General features: G+C 59.9%; 10 protein-coding genes. 3 read left to right on the forward strand and 7 right to left on the reverse strand.

From position 1 onward, the window contains the following. Positions 1 to 13: 13 nt before the first annotated feature. From nqrF to BM116_RS14365, 6 genes are read right to left on the reverse strand one after another with little or no spacing between them, the layout of a single operon-like run. The gene (gene nqrF / locus BM116_RS14340) at positions 14 to 1,237 is read right to left on the reverse strand and encodes an NADH:ubiquinone reductase (Na(+)-transporting) subunit F (protein WP_083725961.1); all 1,224 of its coding nucleotides are present in this window, start codon (positions 1,235 to 1,237) and stop codon (positions 14 to 16) included. Positions 1,238 to 1,252: 15 nt separating this feature from the next. After that, the gene (gene nqrE, locus BM116_RS14345) at positions 1,253 to 1,861 is read right to left on the reverse strand and encodes an NADH:ubiquinone reductase (Na(+)-transporting) subunit E (protein WP_083726043.1); all 609 of its coding nucleotides are present in this window, start codon (positions 1,859 to 1,861) and stop codon (positions 1,253 to 1,255) included. A gap of 6 nt (positions 1,862 to 1,867) precedes the next feature. Beyond that, complete coding sequence (locus tag BM116_RS14350) at positions 1,868 to 2,539, reverse strand: NADH:ubiquinone reductase (Na(+)-transporting) subunit D (RefSeq protein WP_083725963.1); 672 nt, start codon at positions 2,537 to 2,539, stop codon at positions 1,868 to 1,870. A gap of 2 nt (positions 2,540 to 2,541) precedes the next feature. Then, entirely contained in the window at positions 2,542 to 3,321 is a 780-nt protein-coding gene (locus BM116_RS14355; RefSeq protein ID WP_083725965.1) for a Na(+)-translocating NADH-quinone reductase subunit C, read from the reverse strand. Next, positions 3,311 to 4,525 carry an NADH:ubiquinone reductase (Na(+)-transporting) subunit B gene (locus BM116_RS14360; RefSeq protein ID WP_083725967.1) on the reverse strand — a complete coding sequence of 405 codons (1,215 nt, stop codon included), beginning with the start codon at positions 4,523 to 4,525 and terminating at the stop codon, positions 3,311 to 3,313. Before BM116_RS14360 ends, BM116_RS14355 begins: the two co-directional genes overlap by 11 nt. Position 4,526: 1 nt before the next feature. Beyond that, positions 4,527 to 5,864 carry a Na(+)-translocating NADH-quinone reductase subunit A gene (locus BM116_RS14365; protein ID WP_083725969.1) on the reverse strand — a complete coding sequence of 446 codons (1,338 nt, stop codon included), beginning with the start codon at positions 5,862 to 5,864 and terminating at the stop codon, positions 4,527 to 4,529. 337 nt (positions 5,865 to 6,201) lie between these two features. Here BM116_RS14365 and BM116_RS14370 point away from each other — a divergent pair, with 337 nt between their 5' ends. Beyond that, complete coding sequence (locus BM116_RS14370; protein WP_083725971.1) at positions 6,202 to 6,714, forward strand: chalcone isomerase family protein; 513 nt, start codon at positions 6,202 to 6,204, stop codon at positions 6,712 to 6,714. 58 nt (positions 6,715 to 6,772) lie between these two features. Here the strand turns inward: BM116_RS14370 and BM116_RS14375 are convergent, their stop codons facing one another. Continuing rightward, positions 6,773 to 8,218, reverse strand: a complete 1,446-nt coding sequence (locus BM116_RS14375; RefSeq protein ID WP_407920319.1) for a glyceraldehyde-3-phosphate dehydrogenase — start codon at positions 8,216 to 8,218, stop codon at positions 6,773 to 6,775. Positions 8,219 to 8,393: 175 nt separating this feature from the next. Between BM116_RS14375 and mfd the strand changes: the two genes are divergently transcribed. Both mfd and BM116_RS14385 read left to right on the forward strand, forming a co-directional pair. Continuing rightward, complete coding sequence (gene mfd, locus BM116_RS14380) at positions 8,394 to 11,879, forward strand: transcription-repair coupling factor (protein WP_083725975.1); 3,486 nt, start codon at positions 8,394 to 8,396, stop codon at positions 11,877 to 11,879. Continuing rightward, entirely contained in the window at positions 11,876 to 12,442 is a 567-nt protein-coding gene (locus tag BM116_RS14385) for a CsiV family protein (protein WP_083725977.1), read from the forward strand. The genes mfd and BM116_RS14385 overlap by 4 nt, the downstream gene beginning before the upstream one ends. Position 12,443: the final 1 nt, after the last annotated feature.

Below are 12,443 nucleotides of genomic sequence, written 5' to 3' on the forward strand. Positions count from 1 at the left end.
TCAGGCGCATGTACTAGCCGCCGAAGTCGTCGAGCAGGATGTTCTCGGGTTCAACACCAAGGTCCTGCAGCATCTTGATCACGGATGCGTTCATCATCGGCGGTCCACACATGTAGAACTCGCAGTCTTCAGGAGCCGGATGGTCCTTCAGGTAGTTCTCGAACAACACATTGTGGATAAAGCCTGTGGGGCCTTCCCAGTTGTCTTCCGGCAGTGGATCGGACAGCGCCAGATGCCACTGGAAGTTGTCGTTCTCGGCCGCCAGTTGGTCGTACTCTTCAACATAGAAGGCCTCACGCAGCGAGCGTGCACCGTACCAGAAGCTCATCTTGCGCTTGGAGTTCAGGCGCTTGAGCTGGTCGAAGATGTGCGAGCGCATGGGAGCCATACCGGCACCACCGCCGATGAAGACCATCTCGGCGTCGGTGTCCTTGGCGAAGAACTCACCGAACGGACCGTACACGGTCACCTTGTCACCCGGCTTCAGCGAGAAGACCCAGGAGGACATTTTGCCCGGCGGCAGGTCATCACGACCCGGCGGCGGCGAGGCAACACGAATGTTGAACTTCACCAGACCCTTTTCTTCCGGGTAGTTCGCCATGGAGTAGGCCCGGATAGTGGTTTCATCCACTTTGGAGACGTACTTCCAGAGGTTGAACTTGTCCCAGTCGCCACGGAATTCCGGCTGAATGTCGAAATCCTTGTAGTGAACGGTGTGCGGCGGACACTCCAGCTGAACATAACCACCCGCGCGGAAGTCGACGTTCTCGCCTTCGGGCAGCTTCAGCGTCAGCTCTTTGATGAAGGTCGCCACGTTCGGGTTGGACTCGACGGTGCATTCCCACTTCTTCACACCGAAGACTTCTTCCGGCACTTCGATCTTCATGTCCTGCTTGACCGGAGTCTGGCAGGACAGGCGCCAGCCTTCCTTCGCTTCACGCTTGGTGAAGTGCGACTCCTCGGTCGGCAGCATTTCGCCACCGCCGCTTTCAACGATGCACTTGCACTGGGCACAGGTACCGCCGCCGCCACAGGCGGAGGACAGGAAGATGCCGTTGGCAGACAGGGTGTTCAACAGCTTGGAACCGGCAGCAACAGTAACCGTGCGTTCACCATTGATTTCAATGGTGACATCGCCGCTGCTGACCAGCTTGGAACGGGCAATCAGAATGATGGCTACCAGCGACAATACAATCGCGGTAAACATCCCGACGCCCAGATAGATTTCCATGTTCATCAGTTACAGCTCCTCTTACAGTTGCACGCCGGAGAAGGACATGAAGCCCAGCGACATCAGACCAACGGTAATGAAGGTGATGCCCAGACCGCGCAGACCATCCGGCACATCGCTGTACTTGAGTTTTTCACGGATACCCGCCAACGCAACGATCGCCAGCGCCCAGCCGATACCGGCACCCGCACCGTAAACCACGCTCTCACCGAAAGCGTAATCACGCTCAACCATGAACAGCGACGCACCCATGATGGCGCAGTTCACGGTAATCAGCGGCAGGAACACGCCCAGGGCGTTGTAGAGCGCAGGTACGAACTTGTCGAGCAGCATCTCGAGGATCTGCACGATAGCCGCGATCACACCGATGTAGCTCAGCAGACCCAGGAAGCTCAGATCAACGTTCGGCATGCCGGCCCAGGCCAGCGCGCCATCCTTGAGCAGGTAGGTGTAGATCAGGTTGTTGGCCGGAACGGTGATGGTCAGTACCACGACCACCGCAATACCCAGACCCAGCGCTGTCTGCACCTTCTTGGAGATGGCGATAAAGGTACACATCCCCAGGAAGAAGGCCAGCGCCATGTTTTCGACGAAGATCGCCCGCACCAGCAGGCTAATGTAATGTTCGATCATGGCTTACATTGCCTCCTTCATGGCGCGGCTCTGCGGCGCCATCTTGAACTCAGCCTCTTCCACCTGATCTTTCTTCCAGGAACGCAGGCCCCAGATGATCAGACCGATGATGAAGAACGCAGACGGCGGCAGCAGCAGCAGACCGTTGGGCTGGTACCAGCCACCGGCGTTGACCACCGGCAGAATCTCGATACCGAACAGCTTGCCGGCACCCAGCAGCTCACGCACGACCGCAACGCAGATCAGGATGAAGCTGTAACCCAGGCCGTTACCCACACCGTCCAGGAAGCTCATGTGCGGCGGGTTCTGCATGGCGAAGGCTTCAGCGCGACCCATTACGATACAGTTGGTAATGATCAGACCGACGAAAACCGACAGCTGCTTGCTGATGCTGTAGGCATAGGCCTTGAGCACCTGGTCAACCACGATTACCAACGACGCAATGATCACCATCTGCACGATCATGCGGATCGAGCTGGGGATCTGGTTACGTACGATGGAAATAAAGAAGTTGGACAGCGCAGTTACCGAAGTCAGCGCGATACACATGACCAGGGTCACGCTCAGGCTGGTGGTAACCGCCAGCGCCGAACAGATACCGAGGATCTGCAGGGCAATCGGGTTATTGCTGAAAATAGGCTCGAACAGAACCTGTCTTGCAGTGGCTTTAGCCATGATTATGCCTCCCCTGCACGAAGATGATCGAGGAACGGACCGAAGCCGTCTTCACCCAGCCAGAAACGCACCAGACTCTCAACACCGCGGCTGGTCAGTGTGGCACCGGCCAGACCGTCAACCTGGTGTTCAGCTTTCGGGCTGTTCGGATCGACGCTGCCTTTGATGACACTGATATCAACGTCACCAGACTCATCGTAGACGACCTTGCCCTGCCACTGAGCCTTCCAGTTCGGGTTGTCGACTTCACCGCCCAGACCGGGGGTTTCGGCGTGCTGATAGAAGCCCAGACCAACGACAGTTTGCAGGTCGCTTTCCAGCGCCATGAAACCATAGAGGGTCGACCACAGACCGTAGCCGTGAATCGGCAGGATCAGGGTCTTGATGCTGCCATCAGTGTTCTCGACGACATAGACAGTGGAGTAGTCGGCACGACGACGGATGCTGGCAATGTCCTGCTCACCGGTGAGCTGCTGGGACATATCCGGATCCTTGGAAGCCTTCTGCTGATCAAAGGTCAGCGGGTCCTGAGCATCGCTGAACTCGCCTGTGCGCAGGTCAACCAGACGCGGCGTAATTTGCGAAAACTGCTCTTCGATGCTGCGGCTTTCGTCATACAGGCCGGCAATCTGCAGGATGTTGCGTTGCTTGTCCTGCAGACGGTTGGTGGTCTGTACCGGCTTGAGTGCAACAGCGGCAGCCGAAACCACCACCGAGCAGACCAGACAGACGAGCAGCGCTACCGTGAGCGTGCGGGCAACGGATTCTTTCTTACTGGACATTGCGTGCAAGCCTCCGTTTGATGTTGGCCTGAACCACGAAGTGGTCGATGAGCGGAGCAAAGAGGTTGGCAAACAGAATTGCCAGCATCATGCCCTCAGGGAATGCCGGGTTGACGACACGAATCAGGATGACCATCAGACCGATCAGCGCACCGAAGATCCACTTGCCGGTATTGGTCATGGAAGCCGACACCGGGTCAGTCGCCATAAAGATCATGCCGAAGGCAAAGCCGCCAATCACCATGTGCCAGTACCACGGCACACCGAACATCGGGTTGGTGTCGGAGCCGATGCCGTTGAACAGCAGGCTGGTGGCGATCATGCCGATCATCACGCCAGCAACGATGCGCCAGTTGGCGATCTTGGTCATCAGCAGCACCGCACCACCAATGAAGATGGCCAGTGTGGACACTTCACCCATGGAACCCTGCATGTTGCCGTAGAAGGCGTTCAGCCAGGTCAGGCCGCTGCCGACTACCTGCTCGATGCCACCGGAAGCAGCCATGCTCAGCGCGGTCGCGCCGGCAAAACCGTCCACGGCAGTCCAGACCGCGTCACCAGACATCTGCGCCGGGTAGGCGAAGAACAGGAACGCACGGCCGGTCAGCGCCGGGTTGAGGAAGTTCTTGCCGGTACCGCCAAACACTTCCTTGCCGATCACCACACCGAAGCTGATACCCAGCGCGACCTGCCACAGCGGGATGCTCGGCGGTACGATCAGGGCAAATAGGATGGAGGTCACGAAGAAACCTTCGTTCACTTCATGCTTGCGGATGGAGGCAAATACCACTTCCCAGAAGCCACCGACCAGGAAGGTCACGGCGTAGACCGGGAGGAAGTAGGCAGCACCGTGGATCAGGTTATCCCACAGGCTCGCCGGGTCAAAACCGGCAAACATGGCAATCAGCGCCAGACGCCAGTTGTCCTGAGCGGCCAGCAGACCGGGGTTACCTGCGTAGATGGTGTTGGCCTGAAAACCGATGTTGTACATCCCGTAAAAAATCACCGGGAAGGTGCACAGCCATACGGTAATCATCATGCGCTTGAGGTCGAGACCGTCACGCACGTGAGCAGTGGTCTTGGTGACGCTGCCCGGGCGGTAGAAGAAGGTATCAATGGCTTCGTACAGGGCATACCACTTTTCGTGCTTGCCGCCCTTTTCGAAGTTGTGCTCGATCTTGTCGAGGAATGAACGCAGGCCCATGTCAGCCCTCCTTCTCGATGCGAGTCAGGTTGTCCCGCAGAATCGGGCCGTACTCGTACTTGCCAGCGCAGACGTAGCTGCACAGCGCCAGGTCTTCTTCATCCAGTTCCAGGGCACCCAGCTTCTGCGCCATGTCAGTATCACCGACAACCAGATAACGCAGCAGTTGGGTCGGCAGGATGTCCAGCGGCATGATCATCTCGTAGTTGCCCACCGGAACCATGGCACGCGGACTGCCGTTGGTGCTGGTGTCAAAGTCGAACAGACGGGAAGGATTCAGCTTGGAAATGAAGATATTCAGTACCGAGTGCTTCTTAACGCCAGCACGCAGGTAGTGCAGCATCTGACGTTCGGTGCCTTCTTTGAGCACCGACACCTGGGAGTGGAAGCGACCCAGGAATGCAACCGGACCACGCGCCAGACGGCCACCGAACACGGAACCGGTGATCAGGCGATTCTCACCGCTTTTCAGCTCACCAGCGGTCAGCTCGTCCAGCTGGGCACCTAGGCGGGTTTTCAGCAGGCGGGGCTTTTCGACCTGCGGGCCAGCCAGAGCAACGTAGCGATCAGTCCAGATGCGACCTTCGGTGAACAGCACGCCGAACGCAATCACGTCCTGATAGTTGATCTGCCAGACGCTCTTGGTCTCGCCAACCGGATCCAGGTGGTGGATATGCGTGCCGGCCAGACCAGCCGGGTGCGGACCGGCAAAGCTTTCAGTGCTGACGCCACTGACGTTCTCGCCCGGCAGGCTGACGCCATCGGCCTTGCACAGCCAGACCTTGGCCATGCGGGCCAGGACTTTCAGACCGTTCTCGAATTCAGCCGCATGCTGCTTGATGATCACAGCCGGATCAGCCGCCAGCGGATTGGAATCCATGGCAGTGACAAAAATCGAACTGGGCTTGGCATCAACGGCGGGCGTTTTGCTGAACGGGCGGGTGCGCAGTGCGGTCCAGAGACCGGACGCAATCAGCTGGTCACGTACCTGCTGATCAGTCAGCTGCTCAAGGGCAGCGGCGCTGTGGGCATCAAAGCTGACCGCATCGTCACCATCGATATCGATGACAACCGACTGCAGTACACGCTTCTCACCGCGATTGATGGCACTGATGGTGCCAGCCGCAGGCGCGGTAAACACGACACCGGGTGTTTTCTTGTCGCTGAACAGAATCTGCCCCAGCTTGACCCGGTCCCCTTCGCGCACCTCCATGGTCGGCTTCATACCGTGGTAGTCGAAGCCAACAACAGCGACGCTGCGTACCGGACGTGCGTCCTCGATACGCTGCTCAGGAGAACCGGTGATCGGCAGATCCAAGCCCCGTTTGATTTTTATCATACGATTAGCCTAATCACTTGGTGGAATCTTTCAGGGCGGGCCGCTTACGCGAACAGATGCATGCGCCGAAAACCGATTGACAGCAGGTGCAAACGAACAGGGCAAGGCGACCACAAACCCCAATAAAAAATCCCTCTAAGTATAAAGAGCATGACTTTTCAATGCTACTGAGCCACTTGGGTTTTTCCCTTTTTATATGGCTTGCATTGATGAAATCTATGGATGCGCACTGCCCCTGCCGCCAACCTCGAAACACCCGGAAACACTGTATGTTCAGGGCGGCGACAACGCAGCAGGATAGACTGAACAGGTATCACCATCATAGCCGAGTCAAGCCATGCCATTACCCTTGCGCCCCATGACCCTTGCCCTGATGCTGACCATGAGCTGCACCAGCACCGCCGACGCCGCCCTTGAGCTGCGCAACCAGCACCTGTTCCGCTACTTGCTGGTCGACGTCTACACCGCCGAGCTCTACAGCGCCCCCGACACATCGCTTGAACAGGCCCTGAACAGCGACACACCGCTGCGCCTGACCCTGCGCTACCACCGCAACATCGACCGGGACGACCTGACCAAGGCTGCACTAACAACACTTGAGCGCCAGCATGGCAGCGAACAGCTGCAGCAGTGGCAAGACGAGCTTACTGCCCTGCACCAGGCGTTCCGCGACGTCAGCGCCGGAGACACCTACAGCCTGGATCGCCGGCCCGACGGCAGCCTTGAGCTGCACTACAACGACAGCCTGGCCTACCGCAGCGACACACCCGGGCTGGCGACTCTGTACCTTGGAATCTGGCTCGACGAGGACGGGCTATCCGAGGGCTTGCGCAGCGCGCTGCTCAAGTAACCCGACAAACAGGCAACAAAAAAGGCGCCGAAGCGCCTTTTTTGTCAGTACCCGCGAATCAGGCCGGGAATGCCGGCGGATTGACGTGGGCCATGTCTTCCAGAATGCGAACAACCTGGCAGCTGTAGCCAAACTCGTTGTCGTACCAGACGTACAGGATGACGCGATTGTCATTGCAGATGGTCGCTTCAGCGTCGACCACACCGGCGTGACGGGAACCAACAAAGTCAGTGGAAACCACTTCCTGGGAGTTGGTGAAGTCGATCTGCTTGTGCAGCTCGGAGTGCAGCGCCATGTGACGCAGGTAGTCGTTGACCTCGTCACGATCAGTCGACTTTTCCAGGTTCAGGTTCAGAATCGCCATGGAAACGTTCGGCGTCGGTACACGAATGGCGTTACCGCTCAGCTTGCCAGCCAGCTCCGGCAGTGCCTTGGCAACCGCTTTGGCAGCGCCGGTCTCGGTGATAACCATGTTCAGAGCGGCGCTGCGACCACGACGGTTGCCCTTGTGGAAGTTGTCGATCAGGTTCTGGTCGTTGGTGTACGAGTGAACAGTCTCAACGTGGCCGTTAACGATACCAAACTTGTCGTTGATCGCCTTGAGCACCGGCACGATGGCGTTGGTAGTACAGGACGCAGCGGAGATGATCTTGTCTTCCGGCGTGATGACCGCGTGGTTGATACCGTGAACCACGTTTTTCAGATCACCCTTGCCCGGCGCGGTCAGTACAACCTGGCTGGCACCCTTGCACTCCAGGTGCTGGGACAGGCCGGCCTCGTCACGCCACACACCGGTGTTATCGACAATGATCGCGTCTTCAATACCGTAGGAGGTGTAGTCGATGCTGGTCGGGTCACTGGCGTAGATAACCTGGATCAGGTTGCCATTGGCAGTGATGGTGTTGTTTTCTTCATCGATGGTGATGGTGCCCTGGAAGGAACCATGAACCGAATCGCGACGCAGCAGGCTGGCGCGCTTGGCCAGGTCGTTGGCAGCGCCCTTGCGCACAACAATGGCACGCAGACGCAGGCCGTCACCGGCACCGGACTTCTCGATCATGATGCGAGCCAGCAGGCGACCGATACGACCAAAGCCGTACAGCACAACGTCACGACCGTGGCGACGTTCGCCAGCCTTGCCGATAACGCTGGCCAGCTCGTCACGCAGGAAGGCATCCAGATCGTCGCTGCCGCTGGCGCGGAACTTGTTGACCAGACGGGCCAGATCAATGGAAGCCGGACCCAGGTTCATATCCAGCAGCGCGGTGAGAACCGGGAAGGTGTCGTGTACGGACAGTTCGGTATCGTCGATCTGACGCGCAAAACGGTGCGATTTCAGCAGGCTGATGACCGAGCGGTTGACCAGGCCACGTCCATAAATGGACGTCACCACGTTATGTTCACGGTACAGGCGGCCGATCAGAGGAATCATCGCCTCAGCGGTTGCTTCACGGTCCGTCCAGTTTTCCAGACACTGCTCAAATTGCGCTTGAGTCACGGCTATACCTTCCAAGTCTTGGTAACTAAAGGGCGCATATTATGCGTTCAGTGACCGCTATAGGCAATGATTCGCAAAAAACCAGCCGGTGCGGGCACAAACGTGACGAGCGCGTTAAACTGCCTGCCTTCGTCAGCCGGCCGCTGGCCAGCGCAACCCGAACCAACCCAAGAGTCATCGCATGCCCGCATCACAGCCGCTGCTATCTCCTCCTCTGACGGCCACCACCGGCAACCGCCTGTACTGGACGGGCCTGCAGGGCGCGGCCAGAGCGCTGGCGATCGCCGAAGGGGCCGAGCAACACTCGGGCCTGAGCCTGGTCATCACCCCCGACAGCGCCTCGGCCGACAGCCTTGAGCAGGAACTGCGCTTCTTTGCCCCGCAGTTGCCGGTCATCAGCTTCCCTGACTGGGAAACCCTGCCCTACGACCGCTTCTCGCCGCATCAGGACATCATTTCACAGCGCCTGAAAACCCTGTTCCAGTTGCCACGCATCGAACAGGGCATTCTCGTCGTACCGATGACTACCGTCCTGCACCGCCTGCCGCCCCGCGCCTTCCTCGGCGGCTCGGTACTGCTGATGGAAGTCGGCCAGCGCCTGGACATCGACCAGATGCGCCTGAACCTGGACGCCGCCGGCTACCGCTGCGTCGACACCGTGTATGAGCACGGCGACTACGCCGTACGCGGCGCCCTGCTCGACCTGTACCCGATGGGCAGCAGCCTGCCATACCGCATCGACCTGTTCGATGAAGAAATCGAAACCCTGCGCACCTTCGACCCCGAGAGCCAGCGCTCCATCGACAAGGTTGATCGCATTCATCTACTACCGGCCAAGGAGTTCCCGCTCGACAAGTCGGCCCTGACCGGTTTTCGCGCGCGCTTTCGCGAGCGCTTTGAGGTCGACCACCGGCGCTGCCCGCTGTATCAGGATTTGAGCGAAGGCCTGGTGCCCCCCGGCATCGAATACTACCTGCCGCTGTTCTTTGATGAGCTGGCCAGCCTGTTCGATTACCTGCCGGACAACACCCGCCTGTTCACGCTGCCGGGGATCGAGCAAAGCGCCGAACACTTCTGGCAAGACGTACGCACCCGCCACAGCGAACAGGGCGTGGACCCGACTCGCCCGCTGTTGCCGCCAGCCGAGCTGTTTCTGCCGGTTGAGGACGTTTTTGCCCAACTCAAGCGCCAGCCGCGCATCATCTGCCACCAGGACCGCCCCGACGAGCCCCAGGCTAATGTCTTCGACTGCCCGGCAGCCCCGGAACTGGCTATCGACAACAAGCTGGAAAACCCGCTGTCGGCGCTGCAGCACTTTTTGCAACAACACCCGGGGCGCACTCTGTTTGTCGCTGAAACGGCAGGTCGGCGCGAAGCACTGACCGAGCTGCTGGCACGCATTCAACTCAAGCCCGCGGCCGTCGACAGCTGGCCCGAGTTCACCGCCAGCGACACCCCGGTAGCAATCACCATCGCACCACTGGATCAGGGCATGCAGGTCAACAGCGCCGGCGTGGCGCTGATCGCCGAGAGCCAGCTGTTCGGCCAGCGCGTGATGCAGCGCCGCCGCCGCGGCAAGGCCACCGACCTTGGCGATGCGGTGATTCGCAACCTGACCGAGCTGCGCGAGGGTGCCCCCGTGGTTCATATCGACCACGGTGTCGGGCGCTACCTTGGCCTTACCAACCTGACCGTCGAGGACCAGCAAGCGGAGTTTCTGGTACTGGAGTACGCGGACGAAGCCAAGCTGTACGTTCCGGTCGCCAACCTGCACCTGATTGCGCGCTACTCCGGCAGCGACGACGGCAGCGCGCCACTGCATCGGCTTGGTTCTGACCAGTGGCAGAAAGCGCGCCGCAAGGCCGCCGAGAAGGTACGCGACGTTGCCGCCGAACTGCTCGACGTTTACGCCCGCCGCGCCGCCCGCCAGGGGTTCAGCTTTGCCAACCCGGAGCACGACTACCAGAGCTTTGCCGACGATTTCCCGTTCGAGGAAACCGCCGACCAGGCCGCCGCCATTGAGGCCGTGGTCAGCGATATGACCAGCGCCCAGCCGATGGACCGCCTGGTCTGCGGCGATGTCGGCTTCGGCAAAACCGAAGTAGCGATGCGCGCCGCGTTCCTCGCAGTCCACAGCGGCAAGCAGGTCGCCGTTCTGGTACCCACGACCCTGCTCGCCCAGCAGCACTACAACAGCTTCAAGGATCGCTTTGCCAATTGGCCGGTACGCGTTGACGTGATGTCACGCTTCAAGTCGGCCAAGGAAGTTAAAGCCGCCGCGGCCGAACTGGCCGAGGGTAAAGTCGACATCATGATCGGCACCCACAAATTGCTGCAGGGTGATGTGCAGTTCAAGGACCTGGGCCTGGTCATCATCGATGAAGAGCACCGCTTTGGTGTGCGCCAGAAAGAAGCGCTCAAGGCGCTGCGCAGCGAAGTCGATGTGCTGACACTTACCGCGACCCCCATTCCGCGCACGCTGAACATGTCCTTCTCGGGCATGCGCGACCTGTCGATCATTGCCACGCCGCCGGCGCGGCGGCTGTCGGTCAAAACCTTTGTCATGGCCCAGCAAAAGCCCGTGGTCAAGGAAGCGATTCTGCGTGAGCTGCTGCGCGGCGGCCAGGTCTATTACCTGCACAACGAGGTAGAAACCATCGAGAAGTGCGCAGCCGATCTGGCCGAACTGGTGCCGGAGGCCCGCATCGGCATCAGCCACGGCCAGATGCCAGAGCGCGCGCTGGAACAGGTGATGCGCGACTTCTACCACCGCCGCTTCAATATTCTGGTTACCAGCACGATTATTGAAACCGGTATCGACGTACCCAGCGCCAACACCATCATCATCGAGCGGGCCGACAAGTTTGGCCTGGCGCAGCTGCATCAGTTGCGCGGCCGCGTCGGCCGCAGCCATCACCAGGCCTACGCCTATCTGCTGACCCCGGAGGGCCGCAAGGTCACCAGCGACGCCGAGAAGCGACTGGAAGCCATCGCCGCCGCCCAGGACCTGGGCGCGGGCTTTACCCTGGCGACCCACGATCTGGAAATTCGCGGTGCCGGCGAGCTGCTCGGCGAAGGCCAAAGCGGCCAGATTCAGGCCGTTGGCTTCACCCTGTACATGGAGATGCTCGAGCGCGCCGTCAAAGCCATCAAACAGGGCAAGCAGCCCGAGCTTGAGCAACCGCTGGGCGGTGGCACCGACATCAACCTGCGCCTGCCGGCACTGATCCCCGAGGACTACCTGCCGGATGTGCATGCGCGCCTGATCCTCTACAAACGCATCGCCAACGCGACCGACGACGAAGCTCTGAAGGACCTGCAGTTAGAAATGATCGACCGCTTCGGCTTGCTGCCCGAGCAGGTCAAGACGCTGTTCCGCATTACCGCACTCAAGCTGCACTGCGAACCACTGGGCATCAGCAAGATCGACGTTGGCGCAGAACACGGCCGCATCGAGTTTGCCGCCGACACCCGTATCGACCCGATGATTCTGGTGCGCATGATTCAGGACAGCCCGCAGCGCTACCGTCTTGAAGGCGCCACGGTATTCCGCTTCAATGCTCCGATGGGCAATGCCGAATTGCGCCTGAACACCGTAGAGGCGCTCCTGGAGCGCCTCACAGAAACCCCGCCCAACACCCCACAAGGCAAAGGAAAACGCCCATGAAACAGTTGAGCAACGCGCTCGGCCTGCTACTGCTGACCACCCTGCTGGCCGCTGCGCCAATAGCTCAGGCAGAGGACTACCTGGTTGAGGTGGTCTTCTTTGGCCAGCCCTCCTCCCCACTGGTGCAAGGCACGCCACCAGACCTGGACTGGAGCGCCGACGCGGTCGACCTGACCTCCACGGCGCGCGCCGATGTGCGCAGCATCGACAAGACCCGCTATCAACTCGACAGCCAGGTCCGCAAGCTTGAGCAAAGTGGCTATGAAATCTACCTGCATCAGGCTTGGTCGCAGCCGCTGGACAACGACCTGGTAGTGGCACTGCATCGCGGCCAGGCAGACAACGGCATCTACCCGGTACAGGGCCTGGTTCGCCTCAGTCAGGAGAATCTGACCGAACTGCAGGTCGCCTTCTGGCGCAACCGCCCTGCTGCCGGCCTCGGTATCCAGTCAAGCTCCTCAGTGGTATCGGAGCAGCTGCACCAAACCCGCGCCCTGCGCCCGAACGAGGTCCACTATCTGGACCACCAGAGCCTGGGCATGCTGGTCACCATCCGCCGCTAAG

It is taken from the genome of Halopseudomonas pachastrellae, assembly GCF_900114765.1.
Classification (GTDB): Bacteria; Pseudomonadota; Gammaproteobacteria; order Pseudomonadales; family Pseudomonadaceae; genus Halopseudomonas; species Halopseudomonas pachastrellae.